Origin of the sequence: Methylobacterium sp. WL6 (genome assembly GCF_008040095.1) — a bacterium.
Classification (GTDB): Bacteria; Pseudomonadota; Alphaproteobacteria; order Rhizobiales; family Beijerinckiaceae; genus Methylobacterium.
On record NZ_VRVH01000037.1, the window covers coordinates 1 to 18,814 of the forward strand.

Annotated in this window: 21 protein-coding genes and 1 pseudogene; 7 read left to right on the forward strand and 15 right to left on the reverse strand. The window is 70.8% G+C overall.

The window, feature by feature from the left end; all coding sequences use genetic code 11:
• Both FV230_RS07985 and der read left to right on the forward strand, forming a co-directional pair.
• Nucleotides 1-327: pseudogene (locus FV230_RS07985) on the forward strand (hypothetical protein); the annotation flags it as partial.
• Between the two features lie 124 nt (nucleotides 328-451).
• On the forward strand, nucleotides 452-1,795 hold the full coding sequence (gene der / locus FV230_RS07990) for a ribosome biogenesis GTPase Der (RefSeq protein ID WP_147725718.1): 1,344 nt from the start codon (nucleotides 452-454) through the stop codon (nucleotides 1,793-1,795).
• A 24-nt stretch (nucleotides 1,796-1,819) separates the two neighbouring features.
• Here der and FV230_RS07995 read toward each other — a convergent pair whose 3' ends face one another.
• The 9 genes from FV230_RS07995 to alr form a co-directional block, all read right to left on the reverse strand.
• Nucleotides 1,820-2,941 carry a carboxylate-amine ligase gene (locus tag FV230_RS07995; RefSeq protein ID WP_147841971.1) on the reverse strand — a complete coding sequence of 374 codons (1,122 nt, stop codon included), beginning with the start codon at nucleotides 2,939-2,941 and terminating at the stop codon, nucleotides 1,820-1,822.
• An 89-nt stretch (nucleotides 2,942-3,030) separates the two neighbouring features.
• Complete coding sequence (locus FV230_RS08000) at nucleotides 3,031-3,453, reverse strand: type II toxin-antitoxin system VapC family toxin (RefSeq protein WP_147841972.1); 423 nt, start codon at nucleotides 3,451-3,453, stop codon at nucleotides 3,031-3,033.
• Nucleotides 3,450-3,698 (reverse strand): type II toxin-antitoxin system prevent-host-death family antitoxin, encoded by a 249-nt coding sequence (locus tag FV230_RS08005; RefSeq protein ID WP_147725721.1) that lies wholly within the window; start codon nucleotides 3,696-3,698, stop codon nucleotides 3,450-3,452. Before FV230_RS08005 ends, FV230_RS08000 begins: the two co-directional genes overlap by 4 nt.
• A 43-nt stretch (nucleotides 3,699-3,741) precedes the next feature.
• Entirely contained in the window at nucleotides 3,742-4,152 is a 411-nt protein-coding gene (locus FV230_RS08010) for a dihydrofolate reductase (RefSeq protein ID WP_147841973.1), read from the reverse strand.
• A gap of 38 nt (nucleotides 4,153-4,190) precedes the next feature.
• Nucleotides 4,191-4,940, reverse strand: a complete 750-nt coding sequence (locus FV230_RS08015; protein WP_147725723.1) for an SDR family NAD(P)-dependent oxidoreductase — start codon at nucleotides 4,938-4,940, stop codon at nucleotides 4,191-4,193.
• 10 nt (nucleotides 4,941-4,950) lie between these two features.
• A complete protein-coding gene (gene purF, locus FV230_RS08020; protein WP_147841974.1) occupies nucleotides 4,951-6,429 on the reverse strand; it encodes an amidophosphoribosyltransferase in 1,479 nt (492 codons plus the stop codon).
• A 186-nt stretch (nucleotides 6,430-6,615) separates the two neighbouring features.
• On the reverse strand, nucleotides 6,616-7,221 hold the full coding sequence (locus tag FV230_RS08025) for a CvpA family protein (protein ID WP_147841975.1): 606 nt from the start codon (nucleotides 7,219-7,221) through the stop codon (nucleotides 6,616-6,618).
• Nucleotides 7,222-7,440: 219 nt separating this feature from the next.
• A complete protein-coding gene (radA, locus tag FV230_RS08030) occupies nucleotides 7,441-8,880 on the reverse strand; it encodes a DNA repair protein RadA (RefSeq protein WP_147725726.1) in 1,440 nt (479 codons plus the stop codon).
• A 46-nt stretch (nucleotides 8,881-8,926) separates the two neighbouring features.
• Nucleotides 8,927-10,102, reverse strand: a complete 1,176-nt coding sequence (alr, locus tag FV230_RS08035; protein ID WP_147841976.1) for an alanine racemase — start codon at nucleotides 10,100-10,102, stop codon at nucleotides 8,927-8,929.
• 106 nt (nucleotides 10,103-10,208) lie between these two features.
• Here alr and FV230_RS08040 point away from each other — a divergent pair, with 106 nt between their 5' ends.
• Nucleotides 10,209-10,526 carry a cupin domain-containing protein gene (locus tag FV230_RS08040; RefSeq protein WP_147841977.1) on the forward strand — a complete coding sequence of 106 codons (318 nt, stop codon included), beginning with the start codon at nucleotides 10,209-10,211 and terminating at the stop codon, nucleotides 10,524-10,526.
• 9 nt (nucleotides 10,527-10,535) lie between these two features.
• Here FV230_RS08040 and FV230_RS08045 read toward each other — a convergent pair whose 3' ends face one another.
• The 6 genes from FV230_RS08045 to rpsF all read right to left on the reverse strand — a co-directional run bounded on the left by FV230_RS08045 (nucleotide 10,536) and on the right by rpsF (nucleotide 15,694).
• Complete coding sequence (locus tag FV230_RS08045) at nucleotides 10,536-11,348, reverse strand: DUF29 family protein (protein ID WP_147841978.1); 813 nt, start codon at nucleotides 11,346-11,348, stop codon at nucleotides 10,536-10,538.
• Between the two features lie 34 nt (nucleotides 11,349-11,382).
• Nucleotides 11,383-12,870 (reverse strand): replicative DNA helicase, encoded by a 1,488-nt coding sequence (locus FV230_RS08050; protein WP_147725730.1) that lies wholly within the window; start codon nucleotides 12,868-12,870, stop codon nucleotides 11,383-11,385.
• A gap of 268 nt (nucleotides 12,871-13,138) precedes the next feature.
• The gene (gene rplI, locus FV230_RS08055; RefSeq protein ID WP_147725731.1) at nucleotides 13,139-13,711 is read right to left on the reverse strand and encodes a 50S ribosomal protein L9; all 573 of its coding nucleotides are present in this window, start codon (nucleotides 13,709-13,711) and stop codon (nucleotides 13,139-13,141) included.
• 50 nt (nucleotides 13,712-13,761) lie between these two features.
• Nucleotides 13,762-14,814: a hypothetical protein gene (locus FV230_RS08060; RefSeq protein WP_147841979.1), complete on the reverse strand. Its 1,053-nt coding sequence runs from the start codon at nucleotides 14,812-14,814 to the stop codon at nucleotides 13,762-13,764.
• 139 nt (nucleotides 14,815-14,953) lie between these two features.
• Entirely contained in the window at nucleotides 14,954-15,220 is a 267-nt protein-coding gene (rpsR, locus tag FV230_RS08065; RefSeq protein ID WP_147725733.1) for a 30S ribosomal protein S18, read from the reverse strand.
• Nucleotides 15,221-15,223: 3 nt separating this feature from the next.
• Complete coding sequence (gene rpsF, locus FV230_RS08070) at nucleotides 15,224-15,694, reverse strand: 30S ribosomal protein S6 (protein ID WP_147725734.1); 471 nt, start codon at nucleotides 15,692-15,694, stop codon at nucleotides 15,224-15,226.
• 524 nt (nucleotides 15,695-16,218) lie between these two features.
• Between rpsF and FV230_RS08075 the strand changes: the two genes are divergently transcribed.
• The 4 genes from FV230_RS08075 (at nucleotide 16,219) to lepB (ending at nucleotide 18,810) form a co-directional block, all read left to right on the forward strand.
• Nucleotides 16,219-16,482 (forward strand): hypothetical protein, encoded by a 264-nt coding sequence (locus tag FV230_RS08075; protein WP_147725735.1) that lies wholly within the window; start codon nucleotides 16,219-16,221, stop codon nucleotides 16,480-16,482.
• A gap of 232 nt (nucleotides 16,483-16,714) precedes the next feature.
• Complete coding sequence (locus tag FV230_RS08080; protein ID WP_147841980.1) at nucleotides 16,715-17,476, forward strand: pyridoxine 5'-phosphate synthase; 762 nt, start codon at nucleotides 16,715-16,717, stop codon at nucleotides 17,474-17,476.
• Nucleotides 17,473-17,886, forward strand: coding sequence for a holo-ACP synthase (acpS, locus tag FV230_RS08085; RefSeq protein ID WP_147725737.1), 414 nt, complete (start codon nucleotides 17,473-17,475; stop codon nucleotides 17,884-17,886). The genes FV230_RS08080 and acpS overlap by 4 nt, the downstream gene beginning before the upstream one ends.
• Nucleotides 17,887-18,012: 126 nt before the next feature.
• Nucleotides 18,013-18,810 carry a signal peptidase I gene (lepB, locus tag FV230_RS08090; protein ID WP_147841981.1) on the forward strand — a complete coding sequence of 266 codons (798 nt, stop codon included), beginning with the start codon at nucleotides 18,013-18,015 and terminating at the stop codon, nucleotides 18,808-18,810.
• Nucleotides 18,811-18,814: the final 4 nt, after the last annotated feature.

Consider the following 18,814-nt stretch of genomic DNA (forward strand, 5'->3'; position numbering starts at 1 on the left):
GGCCTGCGCGACCTCGCGCGGCTCCGCGCGGCGCTGATCCGCCTCGACCTGCCCGATCCGGTGCCCGCGCTCGCCAGCCTGCAGAGCCTGGCCGCCGGCACGCCGTTCCGCTTCACCGCCCGCGAGATGCTCGGGCTGACCGCCCTGAAGAACGGCCAGTACGACGAGGCCGGGCGGTGGTTCGACCAGCTCAACATGGACCCCGAGACGCCGCAGAACCTGCGCCAGCGCATCGAGGTCTACGTCGCCCTGGTCGCCGGCGGTCCCGTGACGGTGACCGAGGCGAAGCCCGAGCCCGCCGCGCCCCCGCCGCCGATCACGCGCTGATCGCTCGACACGCCAGTCCAAAACCTCCGGCGCGACTGGCTCGCACCGGAGGTTTTGGGCATTCTCCGGACCTTCGCCGCCCGGCCAGCCCGGCGGCTCGACCGAACATAGAACGGACCACCCCATGGAACTGCCGACCGTCGCGATCGTCGGACGGCCGAATGTCGGCAAGTCGACCCTGTTCAACCGCCTCGTCGGCAAGAAGCTGGCGCTGGTCGACGACCGCCCGGGCGTCACCCGCGACCGCCGCGAGGGCGACGTCGCCTTCGGCGGGCTGAACTTCCGCATCATCGACACCGCCGGTCTCGAGGAGGCCGATTCGGCCACCCTGCTCGGCCGGATGCGGATGCAGACCGAGGCCGCGATCCTCGAGGCGGACGTGGTGCTGTTCGTCATCGACGCGCGGGCCGGCATCCTGCCCGCCGACCAGCCCTTCGCCGAGCTGGTGCGCCGGGCCGGCTGCAAGGTGATCCTCATCGCCAACAAGGCCGAGGGCGGCGCCGGCATGGCCGGGGCCTACGAGTCGTTCCGGCTCGGGCTGGGCGACCCGATCCCGTTCTCGGCCGAGCACGGCGAGGGCATCGGCGAGCTGCACGAGGCGCTGAAGGAAGCCCTGCCCGAGACCGACGAGGACGAGGACGACGACGACCCGCGCGGCAAGCCGCTCAAGGTCGCCATCGTCGGCCGCCCCAACGCCGGCAAGTCGACCCTGATCAACCGAATGCTCGGCGAGGACCGCCTGCTCGTCGGCCCGGAGGCCGGCATCACCCGCGATTCGATCTCGCTCGACTGGGAATGGCGCGGGCGCCGGATCAAGCTGCACGACACCGCCGGAATGCGCCGCCGCGCCCGGATCGAGGACAAGCTCGAGAAGCTCGCGGTCTCGGACGGCATCCGCGCCGTGCGCTTCGCCGAGGTGGTGGTGGTGCTGCTCGACGCCACGATCCCGTTCGAGAAGCAGGACCTCACCATCGTCGACCTCGTCGAGAGCGAGGGGCGCTCGCTGGTGATCGGCCTCAACAAGTGGGACCTCGTCGCCGACCAGCCGGGCCTGCTCAAGTCGCTGCGCGAGGACTGCACCCGCCTGCTGCCGCAGGTCCGCGGCGTCGCGGTGGTGCCGCTCTCGGGGCTCGCCGGCGACGGCGTCGACAAGCTGATGCAGGCGGTGGTGCAGGCGGCCGAGGTCTGGGACACCCGCATCTCGACCTCGCGGATCAACGACTGGCTCTCCGAGGCGACGCAGCGCAACCCGCCGCCGGCCGTATCGGGCCGGCGCATCAAGATCCGCTACGCCACGCAGGTGAAGAGCCGCCCGCCGCACTTCGCCCTGTTCGGCAACCAGCTCAACGCGATGCCGAAGAGCTACACCCGCTACCTCACGAACTCGCTGCGCGAGGCGTTCGCCCTGCCGGGCACCCCGATCCGGCTCTCCCTGCGCACCTCGTCGAACCCGTTCGACAAGGGCTGAGCACCGGCCCCGCGCGTCGACGCCTCAGCCCCGGGTCGTCCGCGCCAGCCATTCCACCACTTGGTCCAGCGCCTGCCGGTTGCTGTGCCCCGCGTCCCGCGCGGCCTCGAACGCGGCGATCTGGCCGTCGGCGCTGGTGCCGCCCGAGACGATGGTCCGCGCATGCGCGACCTCGGCCGCGCAGCCGAGCGCCGCCGCATCCTCGGCGACGAGGTCGAGCACCGTCTCCAGGGCGTCGGCGAAGGGCAGGGCCGCCTCGCGGGCTTCGTCGATCAGCTCGGCGCCCACGCCGCTGCGCTGGGTGCGCCAGAGGTTCTCGTCGGCGAGTGCCCGGGAGACGCCGTCGAGCCCGGCATTGAGGTCCGGCCGGCGCACCACGCAGCGCACGAGGCAGCGGAACAGCGCGGCGATGGTCAGCGCGTCGGCCAGCCGCGTGCAGCTGTCGGCGATGCGCAGCTCCAGCGTCGGGAACTTGATCGAGGGCCGGAGCGACCACCACAGGAAGCTCGCATCCTGGATCGAGCCCGCCTCCGTCATGATCCGCACGTAGCGCGCATAGGCGGCGGCATCGGCGAAGAGCTCGGGCAGGCCGGTGCGCGGCAGCTCGCCGAAGGCGCTGAGGCGGTAGGCGGTGAGCCCCGTCGGCTTGCCCTGCCAGAACGGCGAGGAGGCCGAGAGCGCGAACAGCAGCGGCTGGAACGGCAGCAGCCGGTTCATCAGGTCGACGCGCGCCTCCGGGTCCGGCACCTCGACGTGGACGTGCATGCCGCAGATCAGGCTGCGGCGCCCGGCGAGGCCGACGTCGCGCAGGATGCCGCGGTAGCGGTCGCCCTTGGTCGGCAGTTGCCGCGACCAGTCGGCCACCGGATGGGTGCCCGCGGCGAAGATCAGCAGCTCGTGCTCGGCGGCGAGGTCCGCGAGCGCGCCGCGCTGCCGGGCGAGCGAGTCGCGCGCCTCGGCGAAGGCGGTGACGGGCGGGGTGCAGACCTCGACCTGGCACTGCAGCAGCTCGCGCCCCGCCTCGGGCAGGCGCTCGGCCGCCTCGACGTGGAACGGCTTGACCGAGCGCCGCGGCGTGCCGCGCGTCTCCGCATCGGCCAAGAAATACTCTTCTTCGATGCCGAAGCGGTAGCTGTGGGCGCTCATGGCATCTTTCGTCAGGAGGATCCGAGCGCAGATAGGGCGGGAGCGGGCCCAGTGCGGTCCCGAGGGCGCATTTTTCGGCGCGAAGGACGCTATCCTTCCGTGACCTGCAGGCCGAGGGTGCGCGCGACGGTCGCCATCTTGATGTCGAAGGTCGCGAGGACGGCATTCGCACGACGGCACAGAGCGATGTTCAGGGCGTCCGGCGTACGGAGCGTGAGATCGAGGCGGCGGAGAAACCCGGTCGCCGCGACGACGTCGGACGATGCGACCTCGATGCGTTCCGCGACCCGTTCGATCCAGCGATCGAGATCCGAGAACGCCGATTGCGCGGCGCCCGCGTCGATCTCGCCGGTTCTCACCCGGCGTGCGAGGGCCGAGGCGAATTCCGCCGCTGCGAAATCGCTGACGATCGCGATCGGCTCGTGAAGTCGAAAGAAGGCGTCCGCCCGCGCCGTGGACGGATCATCCGTCAGAAGGGCGACCAGGACGCTGGCATCGAGGTACGTCCTCACCAATCCTCGTCGCGCATGCGGCCGACGAGGTGCCCGGCATCCTCGGAGGGCGCGGCGGTTCGCGCGCGACGGGCTGCCAGCCAATCCAGGTCCTCGGCGGTCACGGGCCGCCCCGACCGAGGGATCGGCTGTAGGTTGGCGACCGGCCGACCATCCCGGGTGATCACGACGCCTTCGCCCGCGAGCGCGCGGTCGATCAGCTCGGACAGATGCTCTTCGGCTTCGATGACGCTGTGCTCGCCCATCGGGCGAGAGTACGGACTTTCCCGACGGACTGTCCAGATCCGCCTATCCGACGCGCAGGGCGCCGCCGACGAGCCAGGCCGGGTCGAACCAGCGGTCTGCCTCGCCGTCGTAGGGCAGGCGGGTGACGTCCCAGTTCTGGATGTACTTCGCGTAGACGTTCCAGACCGCGATGCCGCCGCCGACGAAGATGCGGCGACCGGGATAGCGGGCGAGCACCGCCTCCGGATCCTCGTGCGACCGGATCACGTCGATGGTGCGGTCCTTGAACGCGAAGGCCGGCACCGAGGCCACCGTCTTCGGGCCGGCGATCAGCACATGGCCCATGGTCAGCGCGAAAAACCGCGTCACGTCCTCCACGAAGAGCGGGTCGGTGTTGCCCTCCCAGGGGAGCTGGCCGTTCAGCCCGAGCTGGCCGCGCTGGCCGATCGCGCAGATGCAGCGCACGTCGATCATCAGGATATCCGGAAAAGTGCGGGCTCGGCCCCGACCGCTCAGCGCGGCGCTTGCGGGCTCACGGTGCGGTCGGTGGGGAAGTCGTAGATCAGCCCGGTTTCGCTCGAGGCGGGGCTCGCCAGCCGCACGAAATGCGGGGCGAGATCTTCCGGCGTCCTCAGCGTCTCCGGGTCCTCGCCCGGCATCGCCGCGCGGCGCATGTCGGTGCGCAGGGGGCCGGGATTGAGGAGCATCGCCCGGACGTTGGTGGTCTCGTTCTCGGCGGCGTAGGTCCGCACCAGCGCCTCGAGCGCCGCCTTCGACACCGAGTAGGGCCCCCAGTAGGCCCGGCACTTGCCCGCCGCCCCGGAGGTGACGAAGATCGCCCGGCCGGCATCCGACATCCGCAGCAGCGGGTCGAACGAGCGGATCAGCCGCCAGTTCGCGGTGACGTTGACGTCCATCACCTGGCCCCAGACCTTCGGGGTGATGTGCCCGATCGGCATGAGGTTGCCGAGGATGCCGGCATTGCCGACGACGATGTCGAGGCGCTTCCAGCGCTCGTTGATCGCCGCGCCGAGCCGGTCGATGCCGTCGTAGTCGGTCAGGTCGAGGGGCACGAGGGTCGCGCTCGAGCCGACCCTGCGGATCGCGTCGTCGAGCTCCTCCAGCGCGCCCTGCGTGCGCGCCACGGCGATGACGTGCGCGCCGGCCTCCGCCAGGGCCAGCGCGGCGGCCCGGCCGATCCCGCGGGACGCACCGGTGACGACGGCGACGCGTCCGTCGAGTGAGGTCTTCGTGTCGGTCATGCGCGAGGGGTCAGTCCGCTTCGGCCAGCATCGCGAGGCGCTTCGGCCCGGCGATGGCGAGGTCCGTCAGGCCGGTCGGGTAGTCGCCGGTGAAGCAATGGTCGGTGTATTGCGGGCAGGCCTCGATCCGCTCCGCCTCGCCCATCGCCCGGTACAGGCCGGGGATCGAGAGGAAGGCCAGCGAATCCGCGCCGATGTAGCGGCGCATGCCTTCGAGGTCGTGGGTGGCGGCCAGCAGCTTCTCGCGCTCCGGCGTGTCGATGCCGTAGAAGTCGGGATAGGTGATCGGCGGGCTCGCGATGCGGAAGTGCACCTCCGCCGCGCCGGCCTCGCGCATCATCCGCACGATCTTCACCGAGGTGGTGCCGCGCACCAGGCTGTCGTCGACCAGCACGATGCGCTTGCCCTCGATCGCCGCCCGGTTGGCCGAATGCTTCATCCGCACGCCGAGCTCGCGCACCGACTGGGTCGGCTGGATGAAGGTGCGGCCGACATAGTGGTTGCGGATGATTCCCATCTCGAACGGGATGCCGGTCTGCTGTGCGAAGCCGAGCGCGGCCGGCACGCCGGAATCGGGCACCGGCACCACCACGTCGGCCGGCACCGCGGCCTCGCGGGCCAGCTCGACGCCGATGTTCTTGCGCACGGCGTAGACGCTCTTGCCGTTCACCACCGAATCCGGCCGGGCGAAGTAGATGTACTCGAAGATGCACGGCCGCATCGGCACCTTGTCGGCGAAGCGGATCGACTCGATGCCGTCCTCCGAGATCACCACGACCTCGCCGTTCTCGACGTCGCGCACGAACTTCGCGCCGATGATGTCGAGCGCGCAGGTCTCCGAGGCCAGCATGTAGCGGCCGTCGAGCTCGCCGAGCACCAGCGGGCGGATGCCGAGCGGGTCGCGGGCGCCGATCAGCTTCTTGTTCGTGAGCGCGACGATGGCGTAGGCGCCCTGGATCGCCTGCAGCGCGTCGATGAAGCGCTCGACGATCCGCGGCTTTCGCGAGCGCGCGGCCAGGTGCAGGATCACCTCCGTGTCGGAGGTCGACTGGGTGATCGCGCCGTCGCGCACGAGATCGCGTCGGATCGAGAGCGCGTTGGTGAGGTTGCCGTTATGCGCCACCGCCAGGCCGCCGCCGGCCAGCTCGGCGAAGAGCGGCTGGACGTTGCGCAGGATGGTGCCGCCGGTGGTCGAGTAGCGCACGTGGCCGATCGCGGCGCGGCCCTTCAGCCGGGCGATTGTGCCGCCGTCCGAGAACGAGTCGCCGACGAGGCCGGGGCGCCGCTCGGAATGGAAGACCTCGCCGTCGAAGGCGACGATGCCCGCCGCCTCCTGGCCGCGGTGCTGCAGGGCGTGCAGCCCGAGCGCGACGATCGCCGAGGCGTCGGGATGCCCGAAGATGCCGAAGACGCCGCATTCCTCGCGGAGCGTATCGCCGTCGGTCTCGGGGTCGAAGACGGAATCCACGGTTGCGGCGCGGTGTGACATGGCCTGAGGTCGATCCCTGGTTGCCGTCCGCCCGCAAGCTGCCCAGACCGCGTCCGCGCGGCCGGCCCCGCGGCGCCGTCGTCAAGGCGTTATCTGAGGCCTCGCGGCATCGCAACCAAGCCGGATCGAACGCAGGTCAGGGTCACCGCGGCAACATATGCTGAGCCGGCCTTCTTTCGCGCGCCCTCAGCGCCGCGGCGCGGGCACGGCCGGCGTGGTCTGCCGCGGGGGCACCTCGGTCTCGGCCGGTGCATCCACAGGTTCGTTCTGCGGGGTGTCGACCTTCGGCTTCTTGAACTGCTTCAGGAAGCCTTCCGGATTCTCGGGCAGCTGCGCCACCAGCGCGTCGCCGGACTTCTCCAGCATCGGCCGGGTGCGCGCCTCGGCGGCCCAGGTCGGCACCTTGCCCTGCACCAGCCAGGACAGGAACACCCAGCCGATCACGCAGATCAGGAAGCCGCGGGCGGCGCCGAACAGGAAGCCGAGGGAGCGGTCGATCGCGCCGATGCGCGAATCGAGCACCACGTCGGAGATCTTCACCGTGATGATCGAGACGACGATCAGCGTGCCGAGGAAGATCGCCGCGATCGAGGCGACGAGGGCGACGGTGTCGCTGGTCACGTGCTGCTTCACCGTCGGCAGCAGCATCGGATAGAGCGACCACGCCACCGCGGCGGCGGCGACCCAGGCGATGATCGCCAGCACCTCCCGCGTGACGCCGCGGACGGCCGCCAGCAGGGCGGACACCACGACGATGCCGAGCACCACGAGATCGAGGACGGAAAACGGCATCTGCGGGTTCGGATCGGATGGGGAGATGCCACGACGAAAGCGATGCGGTCTGCGGCTCCCCTGGACCGCGGGCGCCTTATATCGCGGTCAAACTCGGTCGTCACCCTCGGTGGCGACTGCCGGCCGCCGGAACCCGCCGGTTGCAGACGGGCTTTCACCGCCCTTCCCAAGCCGCCGGCGCGGCACAGGTCGTCCTGAGAACCGCGCTCAGCCGGTCGCCTAATCCGCATCCTCGTCGTGGGCCGCATGGCGGCGCTTGCCCGAGGCGACCCGGCGCGGCCCGTTCGCGGCGATGCCGGCCACGAGGTCGGCGATGTGGCGCAGCGACTCCGTGGCGAGCGCGCGGTCGGTGGTCTCGCCGCGCCCTTGCGGCGTCATCGCCTTGGCGAAGCCGAGCTTCTGCGCCTCCTTGAGGCGCGCGCCGGCCTGCGCCACCGGCCGGATCGCGCCGGACAGGCCGATCTCGCCGAAATACACGGTCTCCGGCGGCAGCACCGCGCCCGACAGCGACGAGACCAGGGCGGCGGCCACCGCCAGATCCGCCGCGGGCTCGGAGATGCGCAGGCCGCCCGCGACGTTGAGATAGACGTCGTGCGTGCCCAGGCGGATGCCGCCATGGGCTTCGAGCACCGCGAGCACCATCGAGAGCCGGTTCGGGTCCCAGCCGACCACGGCCCGGCGCGGCATGCCGAGCGACGAGGGCGCGACCAGCGCCTGGATCTCCACCAGCAGGGGCCGCGTGCCCTCCATGCCGGCGAAGACCGCGGTGCCGGCGGCCTGGTGGTCGCGTCCCGCCAGGAATAGCGCCGAGGGGTTCGGCACCTCGGCCAGCCCCATGTCGGTCATCTCGAACACGCCGATCTCGTCGGTCGGCCCGAAGCGGTTCTTCACCGCCCGCAGGATGCGGAAATGGTGGCCCTGGTCGCCCTCGAACGAGGCCACCGCGTCGACCATGTGCTCGACCACCCGCGGGCCGGCGATCTGCCCGTCCTTGGTGACGTGGCCGACGAGGATCACCGCCGTGCCCGTGGTCTTGGCGAAGCGGATCAGGGACTGGGCGGAGGAGCGCACCTGCGTGACCGTGCCGGGCGCCGATTCGACGGTCTCGGTCCACATGGTCTGGATCGAATCGATGATCGCCAGCGCCGGCGGGCGCCCCTGCGACAGAGTCTCGACGATGTCCTCGACGTTGGTCTCGGCCGCCAGCTCCACCGGGTGGCCCGACAGCCCGAGGCGCTCGGCGCGCAGGCGCACCTGCCCCACCGCCTCCTCGCCGGAGATGTAGGCGACGCGCTCGCCGGTCTTCGCCATCGCGGCCGAGGCCTGCATCAGCAGGGTCGACTTGCCGATGCCGGGATCGCCGCCGAGCAGGATCACCGAGCCGCGCACGAATCCGCCGCCGGTGACGCGGTCGAGCTCGCCGATGCCGGAGGGGATGCGCGGCGCTTCCCGCGCCTCGCCGGTCAGGCCCTCGAGGGGGAACACCCGCCCGCGGGCCCGGCCGGGCCGGGTCGCGGCCGGGCCCGATTGCGGCCCGGAGCCGCCGGGCGTCTCCTCGACGATCGTGTTCCAGCCATTGCAGGCCTCGCAGCGCCCGCGCCAGCGGTTGTAGACCGCGCCGCAGGCCTGGCAGATGAAGGTCTGGTGGATCTTTGCCATGCGCTCGCAGCGGGTTCGGGGCCGGATCCGCTCGGGGCGGACGGCGTCACGCCCCGATATATGTGCGAACGTAACGAGAACCCAGCCCCGTCAGGATCTCGTAGCCGATCGTGCCGGCGGCGCGTCCCACCGTGTCGACGTCCAGCCCATCGCCGATCAGCGTGGCGACGGTGCCGCGCCGGGCGTCCGCCGCCTCGGTGACGTCGAGGATGATCAGGTCCATCGAGACGAGGCCGAGGATCGGGCAGGGAATGCCGGCGACGAGCGCGTGGCCGTGCCCGCTCGCGGCCCGGGGATAGCCGTCGGCGTAGCCGAGTGAGAGCGTCGCGAGGCGCCGGGGCGCGGGCGCGGTCCAGCGCCCGTTGTAGCCGGCCTGCGCGCCGGCCGCGACGTGCCGGATCTGCAGGATCGTCGCCTCCAGCCGCACCACCGGCCGCATCGGGTTGGTATGGCGCGTGGGGGTCGGGTTGCCGCCGAACAGGGCGTAGCCGGGCCGCAGCAGGTCGTGATGCGTCGCCCCGTCGAGGAAGATGCCCGACGAGTTGGCGAGCGAGCCGGGAATGCCGGGAAACGCCGCCCGCACCGTCGCGAAGTCGGCGATCTGCCGGGCGTTGACCGACTCGTCGGGCAGCTCGGCGCTGACGAGGTGGCTCATCACGAGGTCGATGCCGGCGGCCCCGATCCGTGGATCGCCGGCAAGCGCCAGCGCCTCCGGGACGGCGAGCCCGAGGCGGTTCATGCCGGTGTCGACGTGGAGCGCGGCCGCACGCATCCCGCGCGAGGCCGCCGCCCAGTCCGACACCTCCTCGACCGAGCCGAGGACGGGGCGCAGGTCCATCGCCAGATAGGCCGGGGCGGAGCCGGGCGAGAGCCCGTTCAGGACGTAGATCGCGACCTCGGGCAGCGCGCCCCGCACGCGGGCGGCCTCGCCGAGATGCGCGACGAAGAACGTGCGGCAGCCCGCCGCCCAGAGCGCCCGGGCGACCGGCTCGGCGCCGCAGCCATAGGCGTCGGCCTTCACCACCGCGGCGCAGGCGCGGCCCGGTGCCTCCGCCGAGAGGCGGCGCCAGTTCTCCGCGATGGCGTCGAGATCGACGATGAGGCGGGCGCCGTGCCCGATGGCGTCGGTCGCGACGGTGCTGTCTCGGGAAATCGTCGGGCTCCGATGTTCCGCCGCGCGTGCGTCGCCGTCCGCGCAGCCTGACGGGTCAGGGCATGCCATTACCGCGCCAGCGGCCGGAAGGCACGAGGCCTGCAACGCAGGACCTGCAACGCGAAACCTGCAACACGGGGCTTGCGGCGCGCGCAGCCTTCCGAGGAGACAGCCAATGGCGTTCGCCTGCACGATCCCGGCGATTCCCACCGTCCAGCAGGACGACGCGACGCTTCGCATCACCCGCTGGGATTTCGCCCCCGGCGCGGTGACCGGATGGCACGAGCACGGCTGGCCCTACTTCGTGGTGATGCTGGTGGCCGGAACGCTCCGGGTCCATGACGGCGAGCAGGTCGGCGAGACTGCGCTCGCCGCGGGGCAGGCCTACAGCCGCCCGGCGGGCATCCGCCACGACGTGATGAACGGCTCGGACCATCCGATCGCCTTCGTCGAGATCGAGGTGAAGCAGCCTAGCGCGCTGGTGACGCTGTAGCGTGGGCGCCTAGCCCGCCTCCGGCTCGGGCGGCCAGGCGATCGCGCCGGTCATGATCGCCTCGTGGGAATAGGGGCAGGCATCGGAAAACACCGTTTCGTCGAGGCCGGTCTCGCCCGCGGCCTCGATCCGGGCGTCGTCGTAGGCTTCCCGGATGGCACCGGACAGGCGGCTCTTGAAGCCGGGGTTGCGTTCGAGAAGCTTCACTGCGGCCCGGCGCCCGGTCCGAATCGACAGCGCCCAGCTTCGCGTCCGCTTCTCGGGCTGAAAATCCCATGTCAGCAGACGGATCAGCGTGATGCGGAGCACGCTTTCCAGACGGTCGTAGATCTCGGTGCCCGAGTCCTCGATCTCCTCCGCCAGGTTGAGTGCGTCGAGGGACGAGAACTCTCCGCGCCGGAGACGCTCGGCCTGCGCGAAGGCCCATGCGTAGACGTCGCGGAGATAGGGGGCGGGGCGGTCGCGGATGTCGGCCGCGGCAGCGAGACGCCGCGCGAGCGGTTCGGCCTCCGATGCCGCAGGCGCGCCCGCGATCCGCGCCGCGAGATAGGCCTCGGCCGGCGTTCCGTCCGGCCCCACGTCGGCGACCCGCGGCAGGACGGCCGCGAGGGTGATCGCCTCGCCGGCCGCCACGAGGGCGCCCGCGACCTCGAACACGCCGCGATGGAGCGGATGGGTCCAATCCTCATCGCGGAGGATCTGGGCCATCACTCCGTCGGTGGCAGGGTCGGCGAGGATCAGCCCGACGAGGCCGCGCTCGGCCTCGAACACGTCGTTCAGGGTGGTCGTCTCGCGGGGCCGAGCCTGCTTCGCCAGCGCCATGGGGCGTCTCCGATCGGGCGGAGCGCGCGCCCTATCACATCTGCTCGGGCAGCCGGTCGCTCTGCGCGAGGTTCGAGAACCGGGTGATGTTGGCGTCGAACTGCAGCTCCACCGTGCCGGTCGGGCCGTGGCGCTGCTTGCCGAGGATCACCTCGGCCTTGCCGTGGACGCGGTTCATCTCCGCCTCCCAGGCGAAGAACTCCTCCGTGCCCTCGCGGGGCTTCTTGTTGTTGACGTAGTATTCCTCGCGGAACACGAACATCACCACGTCGGCGTCCTGCTCGATCGAGCCCGATTCGCGCAGGTCCGAGAGCTGCGGGCGCTTGTCGTCGCGGTTCTCGACCTGACGCGACAGCTGCGACAGGGCGATGATCGGAACCGAGAGCTCCTTGGCCAGCGCCTTCATGCCGGTGGTGATCTCGGTCATCTCCTGCACGCGGTTGTCCGAGCGCTTGCCGGAGCCCGCCAGCAGCTGGAGGTAGTCGACGATCAGCACGTCGAGGCCCTTCTGGCGCTTGAGGCGCCGGGCGCGGGCGGCGAGCTGCGCGATCGAGATGCCGCCCGACTGGTCGATGTAGAACGGGATCGTCTGCATGTCGCGGGCGGCGTCGGTGATCTTGTAGAAGTCCTCCGGCCGGATGTCGCCGCGGCGGATCTTGTAGGAGGGCACGCCCGACTGCTCGGCGATGATGCGGGTGGCGAGCTGCTCGGCCGACATCTCGAGCGAGAAGAACCCGACGATGCCGCCGTTCTTGGTCTTGATCGTGCCGTCGGCCTGCTTCTCGCCCTGGTAGGCCTTCGCGATGTTGAAGGCGATGTTGGTGACGAGCGAGGTCTTGCCCATGGCCGGGCGGCCGGCGAGGATGATCAGATCCGAGGATTGCAGGCCGCCCATCTTGGCGTCGAGGTCGGAGAGCCCCGTGGCCAGCCCCGAGAGCTTGCCCTCGCGCTGATACGCCTTGGCCGCCATGTCGACGGCGGCGGTGAGCGCGTCCGAGAACTTCTGGAAGCCGCCGCTGTACTTGCCGGCCTCGGCCAGCTCGTAGAGCCGGCGCTCGGTGTCCTCGATCTGGTCGCGCGGGGCCTGCTCGACCGGGGCCTCGTAGGCGCCGTTGACAAGGTCCTCGCCGATGGTGATCAGCCGACGGCGGATCGCGAGGTCGTAGATCGTGCGGCCGTACTCGCCGGCGTTGATGACGGTGGTGGCGTCGGCCGCCAGCCGCGCGAGGTACTGCATCACCGTCTGGCCGCCGAAGTCGGCGTCGCCGAGATAGGTCTTCAGGGTGATCGGGGTCGCGAGCTTGCCCGCCTTGATCAGCGAGGTCGCCACCTGGAAGATCTGCTGGTGGGCGTCCTCCATGAAGTGCTCGGGCAGCAGGAAGTCCGAGACGCGGTAGTAGGCGTCGTTGTTCACCAGCATCGCGCCGAGCAGCGCCTGCTCCGCGTCGATGTTGTGCGGCGCGACGCGGTACTCCGCCTGCACGGCTTCGAGCTTGGCCGCTAGGGCATTGGGCAGGGCCATCGGCGGTCGCTCCGAATCGATGCGGGCCGGGCCGGCGCCGCATCCCAGACATGATCCGACGACCATGGCACCAGTCGGGTTGACCGATGCTTAGCCGCCGGCGTCCGCGTCACCGTGCCCGGAACGCGAGGACGCCCGCCCCTCGGTGCGAGGAACGGGCGCCCATCTTGGAACAAACAAGGAACACGTCAACCCTCCCGGGCCGCCTTCCCCGCTGTCACCGCCATTCACAGCCCGCCCTCCCACGTGGGGGGGCAGGGCGATGCGATCAGCCGCGGTCGTCGGCGCCTTCGCCGGCTTCGGCCAGCGCCATGCCGACCTCCAGGCCGAGGTCGTCGAGGTTGAACGCCTCGCGCTCGGTGACCGACTCGCCGCGGGCCTGACGCTCGGCCTCTTCCGGGCTGCGGGCGACGTTGACGGTCACCTTCACGTCGACCTCGGGGTGGAGCACCACCGGGATCACGTGCAGGCCGAGCGTCTTGATCGGCTGGTTCAGGGTGAACTGGCCGCGCTCGACGGTGAAGCCTTCCTTGGTCACGACCTCGGCGAGGTCGCGGGTCGAGACCGAGCCGTAGAGCACGCCCGACTCGCCCGACTGGCGGATGAGCACGAAGGTCTGGCCGTCGAGCTTCTCGGCGACCGCCTCGGCGTCCTTCTTGCGGTCGAGGTTCTTCGCCTCGAGCTGCGCGCGCTGGGTCTCGAAGTGCTTCTTGTTGCCTTCCGTCGCGCGCAGCGCCTTGCCGCGGGCGAGGAGGAAGTTGCGGGCGAAGCCCGGCTTGACGTTCACGGTCTCGCCCATCTGGCCGAGCTTGGCGACGCGCTCCAGCAGGATCACTTCCATGGTCTTCGTCCTTCTTCAGGTAAGGCCGCCGATGAGGGCCGGCCGGGGTCTCAAGGGGTCGCGCCGTCGGGGCGACGGCGCCGGTTGAGCGCGGTGTCGGCGAGGCCGAACAGGGTGAGCACGATCAGGGCGATGCCCTGCGTGAAGAACAGGATCAGGTAGAGACCGAACAGCATCATGCCGCGCGCCGGCCGGCCGCGGCTGCGGTCGTGGAAGGCGGCGAGCCCCTGCAGCGCGAAGACCGCGCTCACCGAGCCGACCAGGGCCGTGCCGAGCACGCCCGAGTAGCCCGGCGCGAAGGCGAGGATCACGGCGAGGCCGAGCAGCCCGAGCATGGCGCGCGGCATCACGGTCGACGGGATGTCCGGCCAGGGCCGCGGCAGGCGGCCCGAGAGCTGGACGATGCGGGCGGAGGCCCAGAGGTAGAAGGTCAGGAGCAGGGCGAGCCCGTTGGCGGCGAAGGCCGGCACGGTGCGCGCCAGCGCATCGACCAGGTCGTCATGCGCCTCGGATCCCGCAGGCGTGGCATCGGCCGCGTCGCTGGGCTTTTCGGGGGCCGCCGGCTTTTCGCCGACGGGCTTGTCAGCGACGGGCTCGTTGGCGTCCGGGCGGGCGGCATCGGGCTTGGCCGGCGCGCTCGGCAGGCCACGCATCTGGGCGCGGACGATGGTGCCGGCCAGGCTCTTCAGCTGTCCCTCGAATGCCTCGTGGCTCGGCGCGGACAGGACGGCGATGGCGATGAAGGCCAGCGCCGCGGTCGCGCCGGTCCAGCCGAGGAGGCGACCTGTCGGATACCATTCGAGGCTGCCGTCGGCGTTCGGCCGGCCGAGCAGGGCGAGATAGGCGAGCCACCACGCCGGCACGGCGAGGTAGGCGGCGAATCCGAGGCCGAGATAGGGGGAGACGACGAGGGCGAGCGCGAGGCTGCCGGAAGCCGCCGCCGCGAGCGCGGCGCGGGAATTCCAACCGAGTCCCACGATGAGGATCGGCAGGGGCGCCAGGAGATAGAGGACGATCGCGAGCGGGGTGGCCTTCAGCAGCATCCCGAACAGGAGTGCCGAGACGAGGCCCGCGCCGATGCTGATGCCGAGGTTCTGAACCATGAGATCCGCTGTCCCGCCGCCGCGCAGGAGTGCGGGCGGGGTTAGAGGCGAGGCGCCCCAACGATCGGGCGGCGGAGACCGTCGCCCGAAGGATGGTGGCCGACCCTGGCGGACCAGGGCCGGCAGGTTTCCGAAGAGCCTACTTGATGACGTAGGGGAGCAGGCCGAGGAAGCGCGAGCGCTTGATCGCCTGGGCGAGCTCGCGCTGCTTCTTGGCCGAGACCGCGGTGATGCGGGACGGAACGATCTTGCCGCGCTCCGAGACGTAGCGGGACAGCAGCTTCACGTCCTTGTAGTCGATCTTCGGCGCGTTGGCGCCGGAGAAGGGGCAGGTCTTGCGACGACGGAAGAACGGACGACGGCCACCGCCGCCGGCGGCTCCACCAGCACTTGCACCGAATGCCATGGCTTAGTTCTCCCCGCCGAAGTTGCGCTCGGGCCGGTCGCCGCGGTCGCCACGATCCCCACGGTCGCGGTCGCCGCCGAAGCCGCCGCCACCACCGAAGCCCTCGTCGTCGCGACGACGGCCGCGCTCGCGATCCTTGCGGTCGTCGCGGTCGCGCTTCTGCATCATCGCGGACGGCTCGTGCTCGAGCTCCTCCACGCGGATGGTCATGAAGCGCAGCACGTCTTCCGAGATCTGCATCTGGCGCTCCATCTCGGCCATGGCGGCCGGGGGGGCGTCGATGTTGAGCAGGGTGAAGTGCGCCTTGCGGTTCTTCTTGATCCGGTAGGCGAGGGACTTGACGCCCCACATCTCGATCTTCTCGAAACGTCCGCCGTTCTGTTCGATGACGCCCTTGTAGGTCTCGATCATCGTCTCGACCTGCTGGGACGTCACGTCCTGGCGTGCCAGGAATACGTGCTCGTAGAGAGGCATTACGGGCCCTTCAGCTTGAATGAGGCCCGGACATGCAGATGCACGATGAGTTCCGGGCCGGTTCGGTTCGCGAGATCGCCCGGCGCCAAGCCCTCCGAGCCGTTTCAACGGGCCCGAGCGGTTGATCGAAGGCGGAGACACGGGACGACGGCTCGTTCGATCGTCGCCAGGCGACGCGGAAAAAAGCCTGTGCCGCGAACGGCACCGTCCGTTCAGCCCCCAGCCGGAGCGAACGCGAGTGGCGGCGGATAGTCGGTTTCGGGGAAAATCGCAAGGCTGAATCGCAAGGCTGCATCGCACGACCGGGCACGTCGGGCCGTCCCGTCGCCTGCGTGCCGGCGATCGAACGCCGCGACGCGCTTCCGGAGGGCGGCGACGATTTCCGTTCCCCGGAAAGCGCAACGGGACCAGGCCCCTGGGCGCGGCTCGCACGCACCGAGAGGTCGGCCGCGCGAAGTTTCTCCGAACCATCCCCGGGCCGCGACGTTCCTCCTCCCACACCGACCACACGAAGGATCCGTCCCATGCGTAAGACACTCATCTCCGCCACGGCGCTCGTGCTCGCACTCTCGGGTGCGGCGTTCGCGCAGTCCGCGACCGGCAACATGAACAATCCCGGCAGCGTGAAGAGCCCGTCCGAGAAGACGATGGAGAAGGGCGGCACGATGCGGGGCGACATGCCGGCCACAACCGGCACCGCTCCGGGCGCCGCCAACGCGATGCCGGCCGGCCGCGAGGACGGCGCCCGCACGGTTCCGGGCAACGCCGGCGCCAACCCGGTCCGCTGAGCACCAACGACGGACGAGCTTTCGGGCTTCGTCGAAGGGAGGCCGGGCCGTCGTGCCCGGCCTTTCCGCGTTCGAGGGCCCTTCGCAGGAGGCCGCGACCATCCGACCCGCGGCGCGTCGCCTTCGAAACAGCACGGGTCGGGAGATTTCTCGCGGCGGCGAGGCGCCATGGCGGCCCGATCTGGGCTAAGCACGACGCGATCACCTCGAAGCCACGCGAAAAGATCGGCGCATGTCGGCACATCCTCTCCGCCTCGGCGTGAACATCGACCACGTCGCCACCGTCCGGAACGCCCGCGGCGGCAGCTATCCCGACCCGGTGCGGGCGGCGCTGCTGGCGGTGGAGGCCGGTGCCGACGGGATCACGGCCCACCTGCGCGAGGACCGGCGGCACATCCGCGACGCCGACATGGCCGCGCTCGCCCGGACGCTGACCGTGCCGCTCAACTTCGAGATGGCGGCCACCGACGAGATGGTGGCGCTCGCCCGCACGCTGAAGCCGCATGCCGCCTGCCTCGTCCCCGAGAAGCGCGAGGAGCGCACCACGGAGGGCGGCCTCGACATCGTCGGCGGGCGCGATCACCTCGCGCCTCGCATCCGCGCGCTGGCCGAGGCCGGCATCCGGGTGTCGCTGTTCGTCGAGCCGGACGCGGCGGTGATGGAGGCGGCCCACGCGCTCGGCGCGCCGGTCGTGGAGCTCCATACCGGCAGCTACTGCGAGGCCGCGGTCGCGGGCGATGCGGCCGCGACCGCGCACGAGCTCGCCCGGATCGTCCGTGCCGCCGAGCACGGGCAGGGGCTCGGGCTGGAGATCCATGCCGGCCACGGGCTGACCACCGACAGCGTCGGGCCGATCGCGCGGATCCCGGAGATCCGCGAGCTCAACATCGGCCACGCGCTCATCGCCGACGCGATCTTCGTCGGGCTGCCCCGGGCGATCCGCGACATGCGCGCGGCGATGGAGGCGGCCCGGGCGGGGAGCCGGGGCCGATGATCCTCGGGATCGGCTCCGACCTCTGCGACATCCGCCGGATCGAGCGCTCGCTCGCGCGCTTCGGCGAGCGCTTCACGCACCGGGTGTTCACCGACGGCGAGCGGGCCCGGTGCGACCGCAAGGCGGCCCGCGCGCCGTCCTACGCAAGGCGCTTCGCCGCCAAGGAGGCCTGCGCCAAGGCGCTCGGCACCGGCCTCGCGCACGGGGTGTTCTGGCGCGACATGGAGGTCGTGAACCTGCCCGGCGGGCAGCCGACGCTGCATCTCACCGGCGGAGCCCTGGACCGGCTGGCCGCGATGCTGCCGGCCGGGCACGCGGCGCGGTTGCACGTCACCCTCACCGACGACCCGCCGATGGCACAAGCTTTCGTGATCATCGAGGCCGTGCCGGAGGGCACCGGGCGGGGTTGACGCCACCTCCCGCCGCGTTGCGGGGGAACCCGGCTTGGTCTAGACCGCCGCGACGCAACGGACACGGTGGGGCGCCGCGGGCAGCGCCCGCGCGGGCCGTCGGCCTCGTCCCAGACGGATCGACAGATGGAACGCGTGCGCTTGGATCGGGACGGCAAACACGAGGTCCGGGCGCAACCGGGGACCTGGGCCAGCATCCGCGAGACCCTGAAGGTCGGGATCCAGGCGCTGCTCATCGCGCTGGTGGTGCGCACGCTGCTGTTCCAGCCGTTCAACATCCCCTCGGGATCGTTGATCCCGACGCTGCTGATCGGCGACTACCTGTTCGTGTCGAAATATTCCTACGGCTACTCGAAGTACTCGCTGCCCTTGAGCGAATACCTGCCGACCAAGGCGGAGGGGCGCATCTGGGCCGCCGAGCCGAAGCGCGGCGACATCGCGGTGTTCAAGCTGCCCAAGGACAATGCCACCGACTACATCAAGCGGGTGATCGGCCTGCCCGGCGACAAGATCCAGATGATCGACGGCGTGCTCAACATCAACGGCAAGCCGGTCAAGCGCGAGCGCATCGCCGATTACGAGACCATCGATCCGTACGGCCAGGCGACCAAGGTGCCGCAGTACAACGAGACGCTGCCGAACGGCGTCGTGCACCACACGATCGAGCGCGACGGCGACAACGGGTTCTGGGACAAGACCGAGCTCTACACCGTGCCGCCGGGGCACTTCTTCATGATGGGCGACAACCGCGACAACTCCACCGACTCGCGCGACCTCGCCAACGTCGGCTACGTCCCGTTCGAGAACTTCGTCGGCCGCGCCGAGATGATCTTCTTCTCGATCGACGAGGGCACGCCCGCCTGGCAGATCTGGAACTGGCCGGCCCACGTGCGCTGGGGCCGCCTGTTCTCGACGATCCACTGACCCC

What these genes read in the sequence shown, in the direction of transcription:
- FV230_RS08040 (WP_147841977.1), top strand. Translation starts at nt 10,209, where the DNA reads ATGGCGTTCGCCTGCACGATCCCGGCGATTCCCACCGTCCAGCAGGAC.
- FV230_RS08050 (WP_147725730.1), bottom strand. Translation starts at nt 12,870, where the DNA reads ATGGCCCTGCCCAATGCCCTAGCGGCCAAGCTCGAAGCCGTGCAGGCG.
- FV230_RS07995 (WP_147841971.1), bottom strand. Translation starts at nt 2,941, where the DNA reads ATGAGCGCCCACAGCTACCGCTTCGGCATCGAAGAAGAGTATTTCTTG.
- FV230_RS08025 (WP_147841975.1), bottom strand. Translation starts at nt 7,221, where the DNA reads ATGCCGTTTTCCGTCCTCGATCTCGTGGTGCTCGGCATCGTCGTGGTG.
- FV230_RS08045 (WP_147841978.1), bottom strand. Translation starts at nt 11,348, where the DNA reads ATGGCGCTGGCGAAGCAGGCTCGGCCCCGCGAGACGACCACCCTGAAC.
- der (WP_147725718.1), top strand. Translation starts at nt 452, where the DNA reads ATGGAACTGCCGACCGTCGCGATCGTCGGACGGCCGAATGTCGGCAAG.
- acpS (WP_147725737.1), top strand. Translation starts at nt 17,473, where the DNA reads ATGATCCTCGGGATCGGCTCCGACCTCTGCGACATCCGCCGGATCGAG.
- purF (WP_147841974.1), bottom strand. Translation starts at nt 6,429, where the DNA reads ATGTCACACCGCGCCGCAACCGTGGATTCCGTCTTCGACCCCGAGACC.
- lepB (WP_147841981.1), top strand. Translation starts at nt 18,013, where the DNA reads ATGGAACGCGTGCGCTTGGATCGGGACGGCAAACACGAGGTCCGGGCG.
- FV230_RS08005 (WP_147725721.1), bottom strand. Translation starts at nt 3,698, where the DNA reads ATGGGCGAGCACAGCGTCATCGAAGCCGAAGAGCATCTGTCCGAGCTG.
- rpsR (WP_147725733.1), bottom strand. Translation starts at nt 15,220, where the DNA reads ATGGCATTCGGTGCAAGTGCTGGTGGAGCCGCCGGCGGCGGTGGCCGT.
- FV230_RS08060 (WP_147841979.1), bottom strand. Translation starts at nt 14,814, where the DNA reads ATGGTTCAGAACCTCGGCATCAGCATCGGCGCGGGCCTCGTCTCGGCA.
- FV230_RS08080 (WP_147841980.1), top strand. Translation starts at nt 16,715, where the DNA reads ATGTCGGCACATCCTCTCCGCCTCGGCGTGAACATCGACCACGTCGCC.
- FV230_RS08015 (WP_147725723.1), bottom strand. Translation starts at nt 4,940, where the DNA reads ATGACCGACACGAAGACCTCACTCGACGGACGCGTCGCCGTCGTCACC.
- FV230_RS08075 (WP_147725735.1), top strand. Translation starts at nt 16,219, where the DNA reads ATGCGTAAGACACTCATCTCCGCCACGGCGCTCGTGCTCGCACTCTCG.
- radA (WP_147725726.1), bottom strand. Translation starts at nt 8,880, where the DNA reads ATGGCAAAGATCCACCAGACCTTCATCTGCCAGGCCTGCGGCGCGGTC.
- FV230_RS08010 (WP_147841973.1), bottom strand. Translation starts at nt 4,152, where the DNA reads ATGATCGACGTGCGCTGCATCTGCGCGATCGGCCAGCGCGGCCAGCTC.
- alr (WP_147841976.1), bottom strand. Translation starts at nt 10,102, where the DNA reads ATGGCATGCCCTGACCCGTCAGGCTGCGCGGACGGCGACGCACGCGCG.
- rpsF (WP_147725734.1), bottom strand. Translation starts at nt 15,694, where the DNA reads ATGCCTCTCTACGAGCACGTATTCCTGGCACGCCAGGACGTGACGTCC.
- rplI (WP_147725731.1), bottom strand. Translation starts at nt 13,711, where the DNA reads ATGGAAGTGATCCTGCTGGAGCGCGTCGCCAAGCTCGGCCAGATGGGC.